Origin of the sequence: Pseudoalteromonas sp. H105 (assembly GCF_001469215.1) — a bacterium.
Taxonomy (GTDB): Bacteria; Pseudomonadota; Gammaproteobacteria; order Enterobacterales; family Alteromonadaceae; genus Pseudoalteromonas.
The window spans coordinates 823163-843547 of sequence record NZ_LOFH01000001.1 but is presented as its reverse complement, the minus strand read 5'-3'; the positions used below and the strand labels follow the sequence as shown (position 1 = coordinate 843547).

15 protein-coding genes and 2 rRNA genes are annotated in these 20385 nt (G+C 40.7%); 14 read left to right on the top strand and 3 right to left on the bottom strand.

Going from position 1 to position 20385, the window contains the following annotated elements; genetic code table 11:
• Both ATS75_RS03670 and rrf read left to right on the top strand, forming a co-directional pair.
• Positions 1 to 553, top strand: a 23S ribosomal RNA gene (locus tag ATS75_RS03670); the annotation flags it as partial.
• A gap of 134 nt (positions 554 to 687) precedes the next feature.
• Positions 688 to 802 (top strand): 5S ribosomal RNA (gene rrf / locus ATS75_RS03665).
• A gap of 1510 nt (positions 803 to 2312) precedes the next feature.
• Here rrf and ATS75_RS03660 read toward each other — a convergent pair.
• Positions 2313 to 2930, bottom strand: a complete 618-nt coding sequence (locus ATS75_RS03660) for a LysE family translocator (protein ID WP_058559048.1) — start codon at positions 2928 to 2930, stop codon at positions 2313 to 2315.
• Between the two features lie 214 nt (positions 2931 to 3144).
• Here ATS75_RS03660 and ATS75_RS03655 point away from each other — a divergent pair, with 214 nt between their 5' ends.
• From ATS75_RS03655 to ihfA, 5 genes are all read left to right on the top strand, one after another.
• Positions 3145 to 4200 (top strand): DUF2066 domain-containing protein, encoded by a 1056-nt coding sequence (locus ATS75_RS03655; protein WP_058559047.1) that lies wholly within the window; start codon positions 3145 to 3147, stop codon positions 4198 to 4200.
• Positions 4200 to 4910 (top strand): DnaA regulatory inactivator Hda, encoded by a 711-nt coding sequence (gene hda, locus ATS75_RS03650; protein WP_201020940.1) that lies wholly within the window; start codon positions 4200 to 4202, stop codon positions 4908 to 4910. The genes ATS75_RS03655 and hda overlap by 1 nt, the downstream gene beginning before the upstream one ends.
• Before the next feature lie 154 nt (positions 4911 to 5064).
• Complete coding sequence (gene pheS, locus ATS75_RS03645; RefSeq protein WP_058559046.1) at positions 5065 to 6045, top strand: phenylalanine--tRNA ligase subunit alpha; 981 nt, start codon at positions 5065 to 5067, stop codon at positions 6043 to 6045.
• Between the two features lie 15 nt (positions 6046 to 6060).
• Positions 6061 to 8448: a phenylalanine--tRNA ligase subunit beta gene (pheT, locus tag ATS75_RS03640; protein ID WP_058559045.1), complete on the top strand. Its 2388-nt coding sequence runs from the start codon at positions 6061 to 6063 to the stop codon at positions 8446 to 8448.
• A gap of 2 nt (positions 8449 to 8450) precedes the next feature.
• Positions 8451 to 8750, top strand: coding sequence for an integration host factor subunit alpha (ihfA, locus tag ATS75_RS03635; RefSeq protein WP_002960690.1), 300 nt, complete (start codon positions 8451 to 8453; stop codon positions 8748 to 8750).
• Between the two features lie 57 nt (positions 8751 to 8807).
• On the opposite strand, the gene ATS75_RS03630 is transcribed toward ihfA, so the two are convergent.
• The gene (locus tag ATS75_RS03630; RefSeq protein ID WP_058559044.1) at positions 8808 to 9608 is read right to left on the bottom strand and encodes a DUF2989 domain-containing protein; all 801 of its coding nucleotides are present in this window, start codon (positions 9606 to 9608) and stop codon (positions 8808 to 8810) included.
• A 177-nt stretch (positions 9609 to 9785) separates the two neighbouring features.
• Here ATS75_RS03630 and ATS75_RS03625 point away from each other — a divergent pair, with 177 nt between their 5' ends.
• From ATS75_RS03625 to ATS75_RS03595, 7 genes are all read left to right on the top strand, one after another.
• On the top strand, positions 9786 to 11228 hold the full coding sequence (locus ATS75_RS03625) for a glyceraldehyde-3-phosphate dehydrogenase (RefSeq protein WP_058559043.1): 1443 nt from the start codon (positions 9786 to 9788) through the stop codon (positions 11226 to 11228).
• A 202-nt stretch (positions 11229 to 11430) separates the two neighbouring features.
• Entirely contained in the window at positions 11431 to 12558 is a 1128-nt protein-coding gene (locus ATS75_RS03620) for a M14-type cytosolic carboxypeptidase (RefSeq protein ID WP_058559042.1), read from the top strand.
• Positions 12559 to 12803: 245 nt separating this feature from the next.
• The gene (locus ATS75_RS03615; protein WP_058559041.1) at positions 12804 to 14318 is read left to right on the top strand and encodes an alanine/glycine:cation symporter family protein; all 1515 of its coding nucleotides are present in this window, start codon (positions 12804 to 12806) and stop codon (positions 14316 to 14318) included.
• A 150-nt stretch (positions 14319 to 14468) separates the two neighbouring features.
• Positions 14469 to 14795, top strand: coding sequence for a hypothetical protein (locus ATS75_RS03610; RefSeq protein WP_058559040.1), 327 nt, complete (start codon positions 14469 to 14471; stop codon positions 14793 to 14795).
• A gap of 1 nt (position 14796) precedes the next feature.
• Positions 14797 to 15078, top strand: a complete 282-nt coding sequence (locus ATS75_RS03605; RefSeq protein WP_058559039.1) for a YeaC family protein — start codon at positions 14797 to 14799, stop codon at positions 15076 to 15078.
• Positions 15068 to 17749 (top strand): DUF349 domain-containing protein, encoded by a 2682-nt coding sequence (locus ATS75_RS03600; RefSeq protein WP_058559038.1) that lies wholly within the window; start codon positions 15068 to 15070, stop codon positions 17747 to 17749. The genes ATS75_RS03605 and ATS75_RS03600 overlap by 11 nt, the downstream gene beginning before the upstream one ends.
• Before the next feature lie 68 nt (positions 17750 to 17817).
• Positions 17818 to 18372 carry a DUF1439 domain-containing protein gene (locus tag ATS75_RS03595; protein ID WP_058559037.1) on the top strand — a complete coding sequence of 185 codons (555 nt, stop codon included), beginning with the start codon at positions 17818 to 17820 and terminating at the stop codon, positions 18370 to 18372.
• 88 nt (positions 18373 to 18460) lie between these two features.
• Here the strand turns inward: ATS75_RS03595 and ATS75_RS03590 are convergent, their stop codons facing one another.
• Positions 18461 to 20089, bottom strand: a complete 1629-nt coding sequence (locus ATS75_RS03590; RefSeq protein ID WP_058559036.1) for an alpha-glucosidase family protein — start codon at positions 20087 to 20089, stop codon at positions 18461 to 18463.
• Positions 20090 to 20385 lie beyond the last annotated feature (296 nt).

Genomic DNA, 20385 nt, shown 5'->3' with positions numbered 1-20385 from the left:
AGACAGACACGTCGAGCAGGTACGAAAGTAGGTCATAGTGATCCGGTGGTTCTGAATGGAAGGGCCATCGCTCAACGGATAAAAGGTACTCCGGGGATAACAGGCTGATACCGCCCAAGAGTTCATATCGACGGCGGTGTTTGGCACCTCGATGTCGGCTCATCACATCCTGGGGCTGAAGTCGGTCCCAAGGGTATGGCTGTTCGCCATTTAAAGTGGTACGCGAGCTGGGTTTAGAACGTCGTGAGACAGTTCGGTCCCTATCTGCCGTGGGCGTTTGAGAATTGAGAGGGGTTGCTCCTAGTACGAGAGGACCGGAGTGAACGAACCGCTGGTGTTCGGGTTGTCATGCCAATGGCATTGCCCGGTAGCTACGTTCGGAACTGATAAGCGCTGAAAGCATCTAAGCGCGAAGCAGGCCTCGAGATGAGTTCTCACTAGACTTTTAAAGTCTCTGAAGGGCCGTTGAAGACTACAACGTTGATAGGCAAGATGTGGAAGCATGGCGACATGTTAAGCTAACTTGTACTAATTACCCGTGAGGCTTAACCATACAACGCCAAACGCGTTTTATGTGACTGTTTAAGCGCAGAAGTTAATAGACTAAAGTAGATTACAGAAAACTTTATTATCAGATATACCAAATTTTAGTTAGTGCGTAGTGATACGGACTGACACCCAAATTTGCTTGGTGACAATAGCGTTTTGGACCCACCTGACCCCATGCCGAACTCAGTAGTGAAACGAAACAGCGCCGATGATAGTGTAGCATTTGTTATGTGAAAGTAGGTCATCGCCAGGCTCCAAATAAGAGAAACCCGTTACAGCGATGTGACGGGTTTTTTGTTGTCTGGGATAAAGTAAATACATCAGGCCACGCCCTCCTGCTGTACTCAGTAGTGAAACGACACAGCGTAAAGGCCAACGATGGTGTAGCATTTATTATGTGACTCTTTACTGCTGTAGGCACGCGGTCATCCTACTGCGTAGCGCACCATGGCTCCAAATAAGAGAAACCCGTTACAGCAATGTAGCGGGTTGTTTGTTGTCTGGGATAAAGTAAATACATCAGGCCACGCCCTCCTGCTGTACTCAGTAGTGAAACGACACGGCGTGAAGGCCAACGTTGGTGTAGCATTTATTATGCGACTCTTTACTGCTGTAGGCACGCGCTCATCCTACTGCGTAGCGCACCATGGCTCCAAATAAGAGAAACCCGTTACAGCAATGTAGCGGGTTTTTTGTTGTCTGGGATAAAGTAAATACAGCAGGCCACGCCCTCATGTTGCACTCAGTAGTGAAACGAAACAGCGTTAAGATAAAGCGTGTTATATCAATTCGTTTACTTATTTGTTCAATAGGTAAAATATAAAACAACTTTTCAGTTAAAGTTAATGGTTAACTTTAAATTATCACAGTAATTATTTAGCTTCCCTAGAGAAGAAAAGATGCTCGTAAACGAATAAGCTTACTAGCGGTCTTCTTATACCAATCCGCAATAATACTTAATCATTTTGCGGGGCTAAACGTAACACGCTTATCCATCCTCAAAATAGATCACTTAATTAAGCGAATTGGTATTATTTATGAAGGATATAGAACTGATACTATCTAATATGCTTAAACATTAGGCGCGGTAGCGTTACCAAACGGGTAGCTATTTATTCAACAACACACAGCTAACAATAGATTGAATTGATATTAAAAACATTATTTATTTTTAAGGATGTTGCTTTATGGCTGAAGCTAGCTTGTCGTATATAAATGCAGAATTTAGTGTTCATTATCACTTACATCATGTATGTAAAATATTAAGCACTTGGAGTTTAACAGGATAATCAGCTCTTATAAGCACATAAAAAATCATAAGAAGTAAGAGGTTTAATTTTTCAACGAGAAACGATGCTTCATATCCTGGGACAACTTACATTATGCTGATTAGATGCCCAGTTTCAGGGATAAGCGCAACGTAAGTAACAAAATTCGACTACGTTTATTTGGGCCAAAAAATGAAGTCAAACCTGGGATGCAGACACGTGATTGTTAGTATGGACAAGGCTGATTGATAAACTAATGAGGCAGCTTTCTCATTCATTGATATCAGCTTGATATAGCTATCCCTTATTTATCGGAATTAAATCTAATGCATAAGTGTGGAGTTAGCTTTCAACCATTGCTTATCAAGTCGGGTAATTAAAGTGTGAATTTGCGAATGGGGTACCTGATTTTATATTTTAAGAATTGGTATTATTTCCTTTTTAAACGCTTTGGATAATTAAATGATTAATTTTCAGGGGTATATTTTAGTTGAGTCAGCCAATGGCTAGCCAAACACCAACAGCCACCATTAAACTTCCAGCAATTGCGTTCATCCATTTGATATTATCGCCACGACTTAAAAATAAGCGTAAGCTTTTTCCACCCGTTGCATAAGCCATCATGCAAACAAACTCACTGAGTAATATGACAGCCACTAATATCGTTAATTGAGGTGCAAGCGCATAGTCAATATTAATAAAAGGTGGTAAAAGTGAAATCATAAATGCCCACCCCTTTGGGTTTGCTATAGCCGTTACAAATCCTTGGTTAAATAATGCTTTTTTACTGATTCTTTCCTGTGTTTGATCATCAAGGTTTAGCGTTGCCTTTGAGCGCCACATACTGAAACCAATGTAAATAAGGTATGCGCCACCTAACCATTTTAATAGTACAAAAGCTTGAGGGTAATTTAGCATCATACTTGCCACGCCAAGTACGGCTGATATGGCGACTATTGCGACCCCCAATACTTCGCCAAGCATCATCCACATAGTTCGTTTAATACCAATAGTCATACCTAGGGTCATAGCAAGCGTCATACACATACCCGGTGTAATGGAGACAATGAAAAATGTTGGGATGAATACAGCAAGTAAAGAGATATCAAGCATTTATGAAAATATACAAATAGACTGTTACACAAAACAATATCAGAAACTGATGAGATTAACCAAGGGAGCATTTCAAATTAAAGGGTGTGTAGAGTTTCAATCTTACTTTATGCTAAATTGCCTTGTGTTAAATTCAGCAATAAAAATATATTTTTGCTTTGTGCGGTGCTTTGAATTAGGATCGATTCAGTTTAAAACTAAGAATAAATAGCCTGTGTCTAGATTACTTATTACCCTTATTACTCTTTTTATTTGTTTCTCAGCTAAAGCTGTAGAAGTGACCGATTTATACCAAGATACACTTAAAGTAGAAGACAAATCTCGAAAGGCGCGTTTAACTGCAAGCCGTGCCGCACTTTTAAATGTTTTAGTTAAAGTGAGCGGGGATCCGTATGCAGATCAAAATCCATTGGCAAAACAACGCAGCAAAGATATCTCAGATTATATGCTCAAGTTTGAATATGATGAAAAAGCAGATGGTACGCTCAAACTTGTTGTTAAATTTGAAGCTAATAAGATTAATGCATTAATCAAGGAATTAAATTTACCACTTTGGGGCACTCGTCGTCCCCTAGTCGCTATTTGGTTAGCAATCGAGGATAACTGGCGCAGAGAGCTTGTAACACAAGAAAGTTACCCCCAATTAGAGCAACTTATTTATGATACCGCGGCTCGTAGAGGTTTACCTGTTGTGGTCCCTCTACTTGACTTACAAGATAGAGCCATCGTCGGGATTCCTGAAGTGTGGGGTAATTTTTCTGAGCCTGTAGAACAAGCATCAAGTAGATACACGGCGGAGCGAAGTATTACTGCTAGACTTTACAAGCCACAGAGTAATGATAATTGGGTGCTTGATTGGCGTTTCACCAATGATGACTTATTCGAAGCTAATCGATTAACGGGTGATAAACAGCAAACAATTGCCTTAATGATTGATACTTTAGCCGCTGGCTTAGCCGCGGAATATGCTGTTGACCCAAGTTCATCAAATAGTCTAGCGAAGGCCTCCTTTAAACTTAAAGGCACAAATAGTTTTGTTGATGTAGAGTTAGCTAAGCGACGTTTAGAGAGTTTAAGTGTCGTGACCGATGTTGTTATCCGTTCTAAAGACAAGCAAACCATCTATTTTGAGGTGAGTCATACAGGGTCGGTTAAAGATTTTAAAAAAGCGCTGGAGCTTGACCGCTCATTTGAGGCGTTTGTTGACCCTAGGGCTTTTTATCATATTGCATCTGAAGACAGTCTTGACTATAACTGGGTTGGACTATAATGATGGCGACTGAGCCTGTTCAAATGGCATTACCAGTGACATTGCCAGATGATGAAACTTTTGCTTCTTATTTTGGTGGTGAAAACTCATTAGAGGTAAGTCATCTTAAAAGCGCTTTTGATACCTTGGCAGCTACTTTTCAGTACACATACCTTTGTGGCTTAGGCGATTCGGGTAAATCACACTTATTGTATGCTACATGTATCCATGCTCAGGAGCGAGGGTTATCAACCATGCTCCTTTCAATGCGTGAAGTCATAGATTTTGGTCCTATTGTACTAGATGGTTTAGATTCACTCGATGTGTTATGTATCGATGATGTGCATTTAGTTGCAGGCAACGATGCATGGGAAAAAGCGCTTTTTAACTTTTTTAACCGCTTTAATGAGCCTGGGAAGTGCTTAGTGGTTACCGCTGATCTGCTACCAGATATGCTCAATATCAGTTTGCCAGATTTGGAGTCCCGCTTGAAGTGGGGAACCACGTTTCAGATACGCTCAATGAGTGATGATGACAAAGCGGAGGCTCTCGTTAAGCGTGCTAATATGAGAGGATTAGAGCTTAGTGACGAATGTGCTCGTTTTTTGTTAACGCGTTTGAGTCGGGACATGCGGGCACTCCTTGAGGTCTTAGATAAACTTGATCATGCATCAATGGCTGCTCAACGAAAATTAACAATTCCTTTCATAAAATCTGCATTAAAACTTTAAAATAGCCAATATAAGGCTAACCCTAGTTATTACTAACATAGTTAACTAGAAAGAATTCAATTAGATTGGCTTAAGGTCTAGAATCTAGTCCTTGCTTTCAGTTATCATTAGTCATCAAAATTGTAATCACCTTCTGTGAAAGATCAGGTATCGAATGAACTTAGAAAATATATTAGCGCAAGCACTTGAGGCTGTCAGCAGTGCCAGTGAAATCGCGCAGCTTGAAGATATCAGGGTAAATTACCTTGGTAAAAAAGGCGAAATTACCAGTTTATTAAAAACGTTAGGCAAAATCGCCCCTGAAGAGCGTAAAGAAGCTGGGCAGGTAATTAACCAAGCGAAACAAGACGTGCAAGCGGCAATCAATGAAAAGCGCGATTTACTTGCAAGTAAAGCACTTGAAGAAAAGCTAGCCGCAGAGACTATTGACGTAACGCTACCTGGGCGTGCGATGCCAACAGGTGGGTTACACCCTGTGACACGTACAATTGAACGTATTGAGAGCTTCTTTGGTGAACTTGGTTTTGAAGTTAAATCAGGGCCTGAAGTTGAAGATGATTTTCATAACTTTGACGCGCTCAATATTCCCGAGCATCATCCAGCGCGTGCTGATCACGATACCTTTTACTTTAATCCAAAACTTGTTTTGCGTACTCAAACAAGTGGTGTACAGATACGCACAATGGAAACGGAGCAACCACCGCTGCGTATTATTTCACCGGGACGCGTTTACCGTAATGATTATGACCAAACTCACACACCGATGTTTCATCAGGTTGAAGGTTTGATGGTTGATACTGATGTTAGCTTCACAGAGCTTAAAGGTATTTTGCACGACTTCTTACGTAACTTTTTTGAAGAAGACATGGAAATTCGTTTCCGCCCATCTTACTTCCCATTCACTGAGCCATCTGCTGAAGTTGATGTAATGGGTAAAAATGGTAAATGGTTGGAAGTGCTAGGCTGTGGCATGGTTCACCCTAATGTTCTTAAATCAGTAGGTATTGACCCTGAGAAATACACCGGTTTTGCCTTTGGTATGGGTGTAGAGCGTTTAACCATGCTGCGTTATGGCGTTAACGATTTACGTGCGTTTTTCGAAAACGATTTAAAATTCCTAAACCAGTTCCGTTAAGAGTGAAAATATAAAATGAAATTTAGTGAAAAGTGGTTAAGAGAGTGGGTTAACCCTGCAATTGACACGCAGGCTCTTTCGGAACAGTTATCGATGGCCGGTCTTGAAGTGGATGGTGTTGAGCCAGCTGCTGCACAGTTTAATGGCGTTGTGGTTGGTGAAGTGGTTGAATGCGCTCAACACCCGGATGCAGATAAGTTGCGAGTCACCAAAATCAATGTTGGTGGCGATGAGCTGCTCGATATTGTGTGTGGTGCGCCAAACTGTCGTCAAGGGATCAAAGTTGCGGTTGCAACCGTTGGTGCTGTATTACCCGGTGACTTTAAAATCAAAAAAGCAAAATTACGTGGTCAACCCTCTCACGGTATGCTGTGTGCGTTCGTCGAGCTTGGTATTAGCGAAGAAGGTGATGGCATCATGGAGTTACCGCTTGATGCACCTGTGGGCACTGACATTCGTGATTACTTAGGCTTAGATGACAACATCATTGATGTTGACCTTACCCCCAATCGTGGTGATTGCTTAGGTATTAAAGGCATTGCCCGTGAAGTAGGCGTACTTAATAGCATTGATGTAAAAGCATTAGAGATCGCACCAGTTACGCCAACAATTGACGATAAAGTAACAATCGAACTAGTCAATGAAGAGGCGTGTTCTCGTTATTTAGGTCGTGTTATCAAAGGTATTAATCTTGATGCAGAAACGCCCCTTTGGATGGTAGAAAAACTTCGTCGTAGTGGCATTCGTTCAATTGATCCTGTGGTCGATGTGACTAACTTTGTTCTTCTTGAACTTGGCCACCCAATGCATGCATTTGACTTAAATGCGATTGAGGGCGGCATTAAAGTGCGAAGTGCACAACCAGGTGAAGAGCTTGTATTGCTTGACGGTAACACAGCTAAGTTAAATGAATCTACATTAGTTATTGCCGATCATCAAAAAGCACTAGCAATTGCGGGCATCTTTGGTGGTGAGCAATCAGGTGTCACTGAAAAAACATCTGATATACTATTAGAAAGCGCATTTTTTAACCCTGTCGCAATTGCTGGACAAGCACGTAGCTACGGCCTTCACACAGACGCATCGCACCGCTATGAGCGTGGTGTTGACTTTGCTCTGCAGCATGATGCAATGGAACGTGCAACAGCCTTACTTCTTGAAATCGTAGGTGGCCAAGCCGGTCCAGTTATTGAAGCCGTTGCTAAAGATAAATTACCAAAGGTCACTGAAGTACGCCTTCGTCGTGCTCGTTTAGACCGTGTTATTGGCCATCACATTGAAGATGCCAAAGTAACCGATATTCTTACGCGTTTAGGTTTGGATGTGAAAATTGTAGAGGGTGTGTGGAGCGCTGATGTGCCAAGCTACCGTTTTGATATTCGCATTGAAGAAGATCTAATCGAAGAAGTGGCTCGTGTTTATGGCTACAACAGTATTCCAAATGTTGCGCCAACTGCGTCATTAAAGATGACCACTCACAATGAAGCAATCATTGCTGTTAACACATTCCGCAATACGTTGGTAACCCGTGGTTACCAAGAAGCAATTACTTACAGTTTTGTTGACCCTAAAGCGCAAACGATTTTACACCCTGATAGCGATGCACTTATTTTACCGCACCCAATCTCAAGTGATATGTCTGCTATGCGTGTTAGCTTGATGCCGGGTTTATTAGCGTCATTGGTTTATAACCAAAACCGTCAACAGCCTCGTATTCGTTTATTCGAACACGGCCTCAAGTTCTTACGCGATGAAAAAGCAGAGAATGGCGTTAATCAAGTTGCCGTAATTGGTGGCGTAATTACAGGCCTTTCACATGGTGAACACTGGGTTGAAGAAAAACGAACGGTTGATTTCTACGATCTAAAAGGTGACGTAGAAGCGTTATTGTCGTTAACTAATGATGTAAACCGTTTTGAAATAAAAGCAGAACAATCAGATGGATTACACCCTGGGCAATCAGCTACTATTTACGTTGATGGTAAAAAAGTGGGTTTCTTTGGTGCTGTTCATCCACAAGTACAAAAGTCATTAGATATTAATAATGCGACTTATGTATTTGAAATTGAAATGTCAGCATTAGAAAATAGAAATTTACCGCAAGCACAAGGTGTGTCTAAATTCCCTTCAAACCGTCGCGATATCGCTATTTTAGTGGAAGATCACGTTAAATCTGGCGATATTTTATCAGTGATAGAAAAAGTTGGCGGAAATCAATTGGTTGACCTAAACTTATTCGATGTGTATAAGGGCAAAGGTATTGAGCCAAATTATAAGAGTTTGGCGATTGCTCTAACACTGCAAGCGGTTGATAGAACACTCGAAGAGAAAGACATCAATCTAGTAGTTGATAACGTGGTGGCCGCACTGGCCGAACAGTTTAATGCATCGTTGAGGGACTAGATATGGCGCTTACTAAAGCCGACATAGCTGAACACCTATTTGAAAAATTGGGGATCAATAAAAAGGATGCCAAAGATTTAGTTGAAGCGTTTTTTGAAGAAATCCGCTCAGCGCTTGAAAAAGGCGAGCAGGTTAAGCTCTCTGGATTTGGTAACTTTGATCTTCGTGACAAAAAAGAAAGACCAGGGCGTAACCCGAAAACTGGGGAAGATATCCCTATTTCGGCGCGTCGTGTAGTTACCTTCAGACCGGGTCAAAAATTGAAGACGCGTGTCGAAGTTGGCACAAGTAAAGCAAAATAAAAAAAGGCAGCGCAAGCTGCCTTTTTCTTTTAAAGTACTTCATTATTACAAAGAAGACTAAAATCCTCTAGGTGATACAAACTGACCACTTTGGATTTTATCGTAGGTTTGTTGAGCAAGCGTTTCTAAACTGTCTAAACTGCGACCAGCGGCCGTAATTTGATGTTCAATAGGCAGGATTTCGATATTTGTGATACCAGATAGCTGTGCAACTCGAGCAAATGTATAGGCGTGCTTGTATTTTTCATGTTTATTAAACAAACTCACCAAAGTAACGTAAATCTCTGGGTTAGGTTCTTCACCTGCTTTATTTAGCTCTAGCGTTTTGTATAGTAAATCAATGGTTTTCTCTTCATCAGATTTTATATAATAAGTCGCTAAAAAGAACTGCATTTGCGCGTCATTTGTTACACTAGGGTCATCTTCTAAAGAGAGTAATTTAGTCAGAGCTGACTGGTCATTATTGCGCGACCAATGATAGTAAAGTAGTCCCGGGTGATTCGTGTTTTTAGTGTCTTGATAAAGGCGCGTCATTTCTTTAATACTCACTAAATGGCCTTCTACCCGTGAGGTGGTTTTTTCTTTAAGCTTGATATGTTCAATCTTTGCAGCAAGAGATACACATTGATTATAGTCCTCAAAGCCTTGTAAAAGGGTGTATTTGTTCTCTTCAGTAGGTTTTTTATATTCATGGTAGCGAGCAACGATAACTTCTGCGCGCTCTTTTTTACAATGACTGTCTTTATTTAAATCATTGCATAAACCTGGTGTTTCTTTACAAATTTTAGCCTGTGTTAGTGGCTCTTCGCACCCAGTAAGTACCAAAATACTCAATAATACAGTTGTTCTGAGTAACATCCCTAAACCCTATTTTTATAACGTATGTTTTATTCTAGCTCAAGGAATTGATCTGTAACAGTGGAGAATCGCGCGAGTTTAAATTAGAATACCCCTGCCCACAGTGACGAGTTGCTCTCACATGCTTAATTCGGACTGTGGATATCCGTTCAAAAATTGTTTAATTAGGTAAAAAACATGACCTCATCTCACGAGTTAGAATACACTAATAGCTGGCAAGAACGCCAAGATTATGCTGAAAGCATGCAACCGATCATCGGTAAATTATACCGTAATCGTGGTGTTGAAATTGCTGTTTATGGTCGTCCACTTGTTAACGCAAGCCCTATCGATATTATCAAATCACACAAAACTGTAGCGCAGTTTGAAGGCACAAAATTACGTTTACGCGAAAGCTTTCCATTTTTAGAAGCAATCAGCAAAATGGATTTAAATTCAGCGCGTATTGATATTGGTAAGCTTGCTTATGGTTACCTGTTTAACGATGCTGCGAAAGGTCGTTCAGTTGAAGAATATTTAAATGATGAACTGGCTGAAATCATTAACTCTAAGGCAAAAGAGCCGCGTGATGTTGTTTTATATGGTTTTGGTCGCATAGGTCGTTTACTTGCACGCTTATTAATTGAAAAGTCAGGTCCTTATGCTGATTTACGCTTACGTGCAATTGTTGTGCGTGGTGGTAAAGACGGTGATCTTGAAAAACGTGCAAGCTTGTTACGTCGTGATTCTATTCATGGTCCATTCAACGGCTCAATTACTATTGATAAAGAGCGTAATGCCATAAAAGCAAATGGTAGCTACATTCAAGTAATTTACGCTAATTCACCAAATGAAATAGATTACACTTCATACGGTATCGACAATGCGCTTATTGTTGACAATACGGGTATTTGGAAAGATGAAGCTGGCCTTGGTCTTCACCTTGAATCTAAAGGTGCTGCAAAAGTTCTTTTAACAGCGCCTGCGAAAGGTAATATCAAAAATATCGTATATGGTGTTAATAACCACGATATTCTGCCTGAAGATAAAATTGTATGTGCAGCAAGCTGTACAACAAATGCCATTACTCCAACGCTTAAAGCATTAAATGATAAGTTTGGTATTAATAATGGTCACGTAGAAACAGTTCATTCTTATACAAATGATCAAAACCTAATTGATAACTACCACAAAGCTGAGCGCCGTGGCCGTGCTGCAGCACTCAATATGGTTATCACAGAAACGGGAGCTGCTAAAGCGGTATCTAAAGCTTTACCTGAGCTTGAAGGTAAACTAACAGGTAACGCAATCCGTGTACCAACACCTAACGTTTCATTAGCAATCTTAAATCTAAATCTTGCGACAGATACGTCAGTTGAAGAGCTGAACGCTTTCTTACGTAATGCCGCATTGCATTCTGATTTACGTGATCAAATTGATTACACAGCGTCAACTGAAATTGTTTCGACTGATTTGGTCGGTAGCCGCTATGCAGGAGTTGTAGATTCACAAGCAACAATTGCAGATGGTAACCGTGTTGTACTTTATGTTTGGTATGATAATGAGTTTGGTTACAGCTGTCAGGTTGTTCGCTGTATGCGCGACATGGCTGAAGTTGCATTCCCAAGCTTGCCACGTTAAGCAATAAGTTATAGCTAAATAAAAAAGCCAGCAACAGCTGGCTTTTTTAGTCGTGAATGTTTTTTCAAAATTCAAGGGGTGTGGTAGGCTGTTTCCAGTTTGCTACATATTACTAACAAAGCACTCCATCAAAAGAGTGTTATTTAAATTCTGACTAATAGTGATTGGTTAGTGTTTATTTCCACCTATAGGTTTATTTTACATGAAGATCACCAGTAATTTTGACAGTGGTAATATCAATGTTATTGCAGCCACGGATCCATTAAATATTCAACTAGAGATCAATAAAGATCATCAATCTGATTTTTTTCAATGGTTTCATTTTCGTTTAGAGACAATGCCGTTCCAAAACCACAAATTACACATAAACAACCTTGAAAACTCTGCTTATCCTGATGGTTGGGTCGGTTATCATGCTGTTGCATCGTATGATCGTCAAACTTGGTTCCGCGTACCTTCAAATTACAGCGATGGCACGCTCAGTTTTGAAATAGAACCAGAATGCGGTACTGTGTACTTCGCTTATTTCGCACCATATAGCTACGAGCGTCACTTAGACCTAATTACATGGGCGCAAAGCCAAGAAGCATGTCAATTAGAAACGCTCGGTGAAACACTTGATGGCAGAGATATGAGTGTATTACGTGTCGGTGGTGAGAGTGATGAGAATAAAAAAATCATCTGGATCACAGCTCGTCAGCACCCAGGTGAAACAATGGCCGAGTGGTTTGTAGAAGGTGTTCTTCATAAATTATTAGATGACGAAGACCCGCATGCGGCAGCGCTTTTGTCTAAAGCCGTCTTCTACATTGTGCCAAATATGAACCCAGATGGCAGTGCCCGTGGTCACTTACGCACTAATGCCAAAGGTGTAAACTTAAATCGTGAATGGCAAACACCTAGCATGGAAAATAGCCCTGAAGTGTATTTAGTGCTTAATAAAATGCGTGAAACAGGCCTAGATATGCACCTAGATATTCATGGTGATGAGGCCATTCCATATAACTTTGTTGCTGGCAGTGAAGGCATTCCAAGTTACGATGCTCGCATGAAAGAGTTAGAAGATAGCTTTAAAGCCGCTTTACTTGTTGTGACTCCTGAGTTCCAAGATGAACACGGCTATCCGAAAGACGCGCCGGGGGAAGCAAACTTAACCGTGGGCTCATCCGCGGTAGCAGAAGAGTTTAAAGCGCTTGCTTACACGGTCGAAATGCCATTTAAGGATAATGATGACTTACCTGATCCAGATTATGGCTGGTCAGATCGTCGTTCTTATCAATTTGGTCAAGATACATTAGCGGCCATCGTTAATGTTGTAGATAAGCTTTAATAGTTCCTTTTCTATGGGTACCGCGAGGTGCCCATTATTCTCCCCAAAAAGCCCCAGTTGTTATTTCAAATTGATTTTTGGAAATTAAGTGTTAACAAACTTAAGTGGTTTAAGTTAACATAAGTGCGTTGCCCTTATTAAAGTGCTATTTAATCGATTTAATTAGCAAGGGTTGCCACGCATTATGAGTTACTAAAGCAAAGTATCGTAACTAAAAATAAAAAATATAATTGTAGAGGATATCCATGGAAGCTTTTGTAAGCGCTGTTAATGATGTTGTATGGAGTAGTGCACTCATTTACCTATGTCTAGGCGCAGGTCTATTTTATTCCGTTCTGACTCGTTTTGCTCAAGTTAGACACTTCAAAGAAATGTGTAAATTGTTACTCACTTCTAATCGCTCAACAACAGGTATTTCATCTTTTCAAGCGCTTGCCGTTTCTTTATCGGGGCGTGTAGGGGTTGGTAACATTGCAGGTGTTGCTGCTGCAATTGGTTTTGGTGGTCCAGGCGCTATTTTTTGGATGTGGATTGTTGCCTTTCTAGGTGCGAGCACGGCTTATGCAGAGTCCACCCTAGGTCAAATTTATAAAACAGAGGAAGACGGCCAATATCGTGGTGGCCCAGCGTATTATTTTGATCGCTGCTTAGAGCAAAAATGGCTAGGCATTTTATTTGCTGTTTCTGCAATCATTGCCTGTGGTGTATTTTTACCCGGCGTTCAAGCCAATGCCGTAGGTAACGCGTTTACCCAAGTGTTTGGCAATGGTGAAATGGTCACAACGAGTTTTGGTGATGTTGGTACATTTAAATTAGTGGCACTGGCGATTATTTTAATTGTATTAGCCTTTATCATTTTTGGCGGCATTAAGCGCATTGCAAACTTTACGCAAATAGTCGTGCCATTTATGGCGCTAGGTTACATTGTACTAGCACTCATTGTGGTATTTTTAAATGTAGATAAAGTACCCGGTATCTTCTCATTAATTATTTCGGATGCATTCACAGCGCAAGCTGGTTTTGGTGCCGCGATAGGTTGGGGTGTGAAACGGGGCATTTACTCTAATGAAGCGGGTCAAGGTACAGGCCCTCATGCAGCCGCAGCCGCAGAAGTTGATCACCCTGCACAGCAAGGTTTAGTACAAGCTTTCTCAGTGTATGTTGATACAATTTTTGTCTGTACGGCGACTGCATTAATGATATTAATTACTCAACAATATAACGTTGTCGGTGAACTGCCTGCAGGTCAGTTTATTGTACAAAATGTTGATGCTGCAACTGAAGTAGGCTCAGCTGCATTCACTCAAATGGCATTATTTAGTGTCTTTGGTGGTTTTGGTGAAGCGTTTGTTGGTGTGGCTTTATTCTTCTTCGCATTTACTACTATTCTTGCTTACTACTACATTGCAGAGACCAATGTAGCTTATTTAAACCGTTACTTTAAAGGCAGTATCCCACTATTAATCGTTAAATTAGTGATTATGTTTATGGTGGCATACGGCATGGTAAATAACTCTGGCTACATTTGGAGTATTGGTGATATCGGTGTGGGCCTAATGGCATGGATCAATATAGTCGGTATACTTGCTATTTTCTTTGTCGCAAAGCCCGCACTAAGTTGTTTACGTGACTACGAAGAACAAAAGAAAGCCGGTGGCGAAATTACGTTTGACCCGGTCAAGTTGGGCATTAAAAACGCTACTTTTTGGGAAAAACGTTTAGCTGATAAAGCGAAAGAAAAAGGCAATCAGCCAGAATAATGAATGATTGCGATGGTGATACTGATTTATTTATCACCTTTGTTAATGTCTTAGCAATTGAATGAAATTCAAAAAAGACATCGAGGTATAAAACAAGTACAATGAAAGGCGCCTACAGGCGCCTTTTTTATGTGGAGTATGGAGAGTTATATGGCGATTGTCAGTTGTCCTAGTTGTAATAAATCGATATCAGATAAACATAAACAATGCCCTCATTGTGAAAATAACGTGGCAGAGCTTAATGACGAGCAACGCCAACAGCTATTGCGTGAAAAGCGCATCAATAAACAGCAAATGTTTATGAACCACTCCTTTTTTGCACTATTCATTTTCTTAGGTGGCTTTTTTTGTTTGTATTTTTTACAGCCTGAACCAAAAAGCGCAAAATGGTACGCATGCTCTGCAGCTATAGGCATAGGGTGTATTTGGTATTTAGTTAATCGCGTAATCTTAGTCATTCTAAAAAAGAAAAATTGATATGAACATCGACAACCTTGTAAATAATATTACACCAGAATTATTTGAACGCTTGCAGTATGGTGCCTCAACAGGAAAATGGCCTGATGGCACCGTACTCAGTAGCGAGCAAAAAGAGCAGACAGTACAACTAGTTATGCTTTATCAGGCTAAAGTAGCCCAATCAAATGAACAATTTACCATTGGATCTAATGGCGAAATGGTACAAAAAACCAAAGCGCAGTTACAGAAAGAATTCAACTCAGATAATGAAATAGCAAGGTTCAGTGAACATGATCTTTAAACATCTTTTTACCCCGAAGTGGAAACACCCAAAACAACACGTTCGTTTAGAAGCGATTGAAAAATTAGATGTAGAACGAGATGCAACTATTTTGAATACGCTTGCACTTGATGACAATTCAGCTGAAATCAGAAAAAAAGCGCTTAACAAAGTAAATGACTTAGTTTTGTGGTGGAAAGCCTATAAACACGATCAAAGCTTAAAAGATTTAGCCGAGCAGCATATTTCAAACGCAGTATTAAATAACGAGCAAACGCTTAACAATGATATTAAAAATGAATATATTGAACGTTTTGCACCGGTTAAAACGCTTGAGAAGCTGGCTTTCGCTGAAAAAGAACTGCAAGTTCGAGTTAAGCTACTAAAACGGTTATCGAATCCTAAATTAACGGAAAAGGCCTTTAAAGAAGGCTCTGTTGAATTACAGCAGCAGTTAACTGAACTCGTTATTAGTCAACAATTAGCAAAAGTTTTACTTAAACATGCGCAAGGCGAAGCTAAAAATAGTTTGCAAACGCATTTAGATGACGAACAACGTGCTATTGAAATGCCTGTTCAAGTACAAAATGAAACGCGTGTTATTTTAGCAAAGCTTAATGCATTACGTGAAAAGCAGGATTATGAGCTCGTTAACCAACAAAGTCAGGCGCTGGTCGCACAATGGAAAACGCAAGCACTTACATGGTTAAGCACGGAGCAAATCGCAAACCTAGAAGAAAAATACAATTCAATCACAACGAAATTAAACACCCATACATCACAGCTAAAAGCCCAGTTTGACCAACAACAAGCTGCACTTGCGCAAAAGCAGCGTGAAGTATTGGCCATTGCTAACCTTGAAGCACTCAGTGAAGAGATTGAAAATGCATTGCAGCTAGGCTTAGAAACGCCAGAGCAAATTCAACAAGATTGGTTAGATGCAAAAGTAACGCAAGCGCAAGAGGCAATGAATACAAGTGAACTGTCAGACAGTGCGCAAAAAGCCCAAGTATTTACTAAGTTATCCCAGCTTGCAAAACAGGTTGCTCAGTTACCGCAATTAAGTGCTGCCATTACGCAGTTTAAACAGGCGTTTAATTTGCTTGTTGAAGTAAAAACTGAGGTTGATAAGAGTACATTTGATGAAGTTAGTAGTGAGTTCATTGCAGCCTATAAAGCAGCAAATGCACCATTAAAACAATTGCCTGTAGCGTTACAGGGTCCGTTTAAAGCGCAATTAAAAGCGCAAAAGCAAGCATGGTCAAGCGCTGTAGAGCCATTAACTCAGCAGCTGACAAAAAACCAGCAACAAGCGAGCCGTAAAGGTCGGGACGTAAAGCGCCTAATTGAGCAAGGTCGTTTTAATGTAGCGTTTGGTGTGTTTAAAGGGTTTTTAGAGCTTTATGACTCTTTGACGCCTGTTTTTGCACAGCAACTGGATAAACTTAAAGCTGAATTAGAAGCAGAACTTGAAAATGCACGTGATTGGCAAAAATATGCGTCTGCCCCTAAACGTGATGAGTTGCTAACCGAGATTTCTACGTTATTAGAACAACCTTGTACTGACCCTAAAGCAAGGGTCGCAGAAGTTAAAACGCTTCGTCGTCGTTGGAATGAGTTAGGGCGACTTGATACAGAGCAAGAACAACAGCAAGGTAAAGAGTTTGATGACAAAATTGAGCTATTATTTGCTCCTTGTCGTGAATACTTTGCGCACTTAGAGCAACAACGTGAACAAATCAAACAATCTAGAGAAGTAATTATTTCTCAAATGCAAGCGCTAGCGCAAACAGATACAACCGGTGATACATTTGATTGGAAAGAGTACGAAAGCCAATACAACCGTATAAATAAAACCTGGCGTAATGCAGGTAACGTAGAGCCTAAAATATACCGTGAATTACAAACGCAATATAAGCCTCATCAGCAAACAGTATCGCATACGCTTAATGCATTCCATAAAGCGAATAGCGTAGCTAAGAATGGCTTAGTTGAACTTGCTGAGCAGCTATCGCAATCAGATGACTTAACGAGTGCATGTCAGCAATTAAAAGAGCTGCAACAGCAATGGCAAAAAATTGGTTTTGCGGGCGTAAAAGCAGAAAACGCCTTATGGCAAAAATTTCGACAATTCAATGATTTAACATTTGCCAAGCGCAGCGAAGAGTTTGCTCAGCACAAAGAGCAGCAAGCCGCTGATAATGCTGTTGTTGCTCAGCAGCTGTCAGAGTTAGAAGAAGCGCTTCCTGCGGTTAATCAAAAAGCACAATTACTTGACTTACGCACAAAAGTGGCGGCAATAACACAGATAAAAGCGTTATCAAATCGCATAAATCTTTTGCAAGCGGCGATTGATGCAAAGTTAGCTGAGCTAACACAGCAAGCTGAAAAAGCTGATTTTACAGCGTTATTTACAGCGCTTGAAAATCACGATGCACTCCCTGTACAGTGGAGGTCGAATGCAACAAGTAACCTTACAGTTGCGCAGTTATTAATTCGCATGGAAATTCTTGCGAACGTAGATAGTCCCGCAGGTAGTGAGCGTATGGCTGAGCAAGTGGCTATGCTTTATGATAAACATCGTGGTGAGCAAGCTGATTTACAGTTTTACTTAAAACAGCTGCTTGCGCTCAGTGAGGGTTCAGTTGATGGTGACACACTAGCGCGATTAAAAACGGTTTTTAACGCCTAACAGCATTACGTTATACAAATTAAATAAAGCCGCAGTATTGCGGCTTTATTTTTGAGAGGAAAAAACACATGAAGTATATTTTATTGATTGGTTGTTTATTTTTATCAGCGTGTAAAAGCACGCAAGGGATGTCGGTTTATTCATTTACAGATACAGAGATTGAAACGGTATTACAGCAGCAATTACCCAAACTAAGTGACCAAATAAAACTCGTTGGTTTACCAGTGCAATTTGATGTCAATGATATTAGCGTTAACGTTGGCCCAAACAACCGTGATGTAATCGTTCTTGGCGCAGATTCAAGCGCTGTTATTAACGCATTTTCACTAAAATACCCAGTGCGCTTGAAGTTAAAAATTGAAGGAGCCCCTTATTATGACAGTCTGAAAAAAGCGGTATTCTTGCGAAATGTTAAACTCTTAAATTCGACAATCGATGCGGGCGGGTTCAAAGGTAATTTAGGCGTATTGGATGATGAGGCGATGAAAATCATTAATGGATTCTTAGCGGTCAATCCTGTTTATACCCTTAATATGAATGATCCAAAGTTGGCATTGCTAAGCAAACTGCCCTTAGATATGAAAGTAGCGCAAGGCGCGATCAAACTCGTGCCAAGTATGTAATATTTGCAACTTAACGAACAACGCATATTTACAAAAAAGCCCTGATTTTCAGGGCTTTTTGATTCAGGGGATTTAGCAAAGGGCTAAACTAATTTACATCAGCATAAAAACAACCAAAACCGGGCAGGGTCAATGTGTTGTTTGTATCCAGTGTGCCAGTTTGATGAGGGAGCGCATCATGTGCTGTTAAAACAGTTCCTTCCAATGCGAGGCTTGCGCTGTTAGCTGCTAAGTTAAATACGCAAAGCATCGATTTACCTTCGAAGTGACGATAAAATGCAAGTAAAGGCTCTGCGGTCTCAATAAACTCGATGTCACCCTCAATTAATGCGGGGTGTGTTTTACGCCATTGCATAAACTCGCGAAACGCATTTAAAATTGAATCATCTGCTTCATCTTGTACTTTTACAGATTGGTACTTGTGAGCAGAATCTACTGGTAACCATGGCTTTTCAGGTGAAAAGCCAGCATGTTCGCCACTTTCAGCATCCCATGGCATCGGCGTACGACAGCCGTCACGACCTTTAAAGTTTGGCCAAAAAGTTATGCCATATGGGTCTTGTAAATCTTCAAATGCAACCTGTGCCTCACCCAAACCTAACTCTTCACCTTGGTACATGCACACGCTACCGCGCAATGAAGCGAGCAGAGCGGTGAGCATTTTACATTGAGCTGGGTTAATGGTGTTATCACCACTCCAACGGCTTGCTACACGTTCAACATCATGATTGCTGAACGCCCAACATGGCCAGCCTTCGGTCATACGCTCTTCAAGTGTTTGAACTGTGGTGCGAATATACTCGCAGCTGTAGTCGTTAGTCAGTAGTTCAAAACTATAACCCATGTGCAGCTTATCGCCGCCGGCTGTATATTGAGCCATAGTAGCGAGTGAATCTTCCGATGATATTTCACCGAGGGATACGGTACCCGGGTATTGGTTTAGTAAGGCGCGAATATCTTGCATAAAGCTGATATTCTCAGGTTGCGTATTGTTGTAATGATGATATTGAAAGGCATACGGGTTATCTTCACTGAAACCGCGTCCTTGGCGCTTTTCAGGAGGCTTTGCAGGGTTATCACGAAGCAGCGCATCATGGTAGCAAAAGTTAATCGCATCTAAACGAAAGCCATCCACACCTTTTTTAAGCCAAAACTCCACATTATCCAGCACTGCTTTACGCACATCTGGGTTATGGAAGTTTAAGTCAGGTTGCTCTGTTAAAAAGTTATGTAAATAGTATTGCCCGCGACGTGGCTCCCATTGCCAAGCAGGACCACCAAAAATACTTAACCAATTGTTTGGTTGAGTACCGTCAGGTTTTGAGTCTGCCCATACGTACCAATCCGATTTGTCATTAGTTTTATCTTCACGGCTGTCTAAAAACCATTGATGTTGATCTGACGTGTGGCTTAATACTTGGTCAATAATGATTTTGATATCACGCTGGTGGGCTTGAGCAATTAACTCATCAAAGTCATTTAAATCACCAAAAAGAGGGTCAATATCGCGGTAGTCGCTGATGTCATAACCAAAATCTTTCATGGGGGATTTGAAAAATGGTGAGATCCAAATAGCATCAACACCCAGACTTTTAATATAGTCAATTCGAGAGATGATCCCTTTTAAATCACCAATTCCATCGCCATTGGTATCTTGAAAACTGCGGGGGTAAACTTGATAAATAACCGCACCTTTATACCATTGCTGCTGAGCCATGCATTTCTCCATCGTGACAGTGCTGCACCATCACTAAGCCGTGATGATTGCGTAATCTTATCAGTAGCTATTTATTAGCTACGTTATTTTTTAAAAAGCATACGTGAAGGTCACAAGACTGTAAAAAGTCTGCATACGTATGCATGGTAAATAGATTCAAAGTGAGTAAAGCAGAGCAATAAAATTACGCCATAATTGAATGCGTATTAATGGGTTGTAAAAACTTACCAATTTGTTAAATAAAAACATTAACAGTCGACGATTTCCAAGTTGGTGCGAATTTAAAGGTCTTTGCT

Excerpts from the sequence above, each read along its gene's own strand:
- ATS75_RS03660 (WP_058559048.1), bottom strand. The coding sequence starts at position 2,930 with ATGCTTGATATCTCTTTACTTGCTGTATTCATCCCAACATTTTTCATT.
- hda (WP_201020940.1), top strand. The coding sequence starts at position 4,200 with ATGATGGCGACTGAGCCTGTTCAAATGGCATTACCAGTGACATTGCCA.
- pheS (WP_058559046.1), top strand. The coding sequence starts at position 5,065 with ATGAACTTAGAAAATATATTAGCGCAAGCACTTGAGGCTGTCAGCAGT.
- pheT (WP_058559045.1), top strand. The coding sequence starts at position 6,061 with ATGAAATTTAGTGAAAAGTGGTTAAGAGAGTGGGTTAACCCTGCAATT.
- ihfA (WP_002960690.1), top strand. The coding sequence starts at position 8,451 with ATGGCGCTTACTAAAGCCGACATAGCTGAACACCTATTTGAAAAATTG.
- ATS75_RS03630 (WP_058559044.1), bottom strand. The coding sequence starts at position 9,608 with ATGTTACTCAGAACAACTGTATTATTGAGTATTTTGGTACTTACTGGG.
- ATS75_RS03625 (WP_058559043.1), top strand. The coding sequence starts at position 9,786 with ATGACCTCATCTCACGAGTTAGAATACACTAATAGCTGGCAAGAACGC.
- ATS75_RS03620 (WP_058559042.1), top strand. The coding sequence starts at position 11,431 with ATGAAGATCACCAGTAATTTTGACAGTGGTAATATCAATGTTATTGCA.
- ATS75_RS03615 (WP_058559041.1), top strand. The coding sequence starts at position 12,804 with ATGGAAGCTTTTGTAAGCGCTGTTAATGATGTTGTATGGAGTAGTGCA.
- ATS75_RS03610 (WP_058559040.1), top strand. The coding sequence starts at position 14,469 with ATGGCGATTGTCAGTTGTCCTAGTTGTAATAAATCGATATCAGATAAA.
- ATS75_RS03605 (WP_058559039.1), top strand. The coding sequence starts at position 14,797 with ATGAACATCGACAACCTTGTAAATAATATTACACCAGAATTATTTGAA.
- ATS75_RS03600 (WP_058559038.1), top strand. The coding sequence starts at position 15,068 with ATGATCTTTAAACATCTTTTTACCCCGAAGTGGAAACACCCAAAACAA.
- ATS75_RS03595 (WP_058559037.1), top strand. The coding sequence starts at position 17,818 with ATGAAGTATATTTTATTGATTGGTTGTTTATTTTTATCAGCGTGTAAA.
- ATS75_RS03590 (WP_058559036.1), bottom strand. The coding sequence starts at position 20,089 with ATGGCTCAGCAGCAATGGTATAAAGGTGCGGTTATTTATCAAGTTTAC.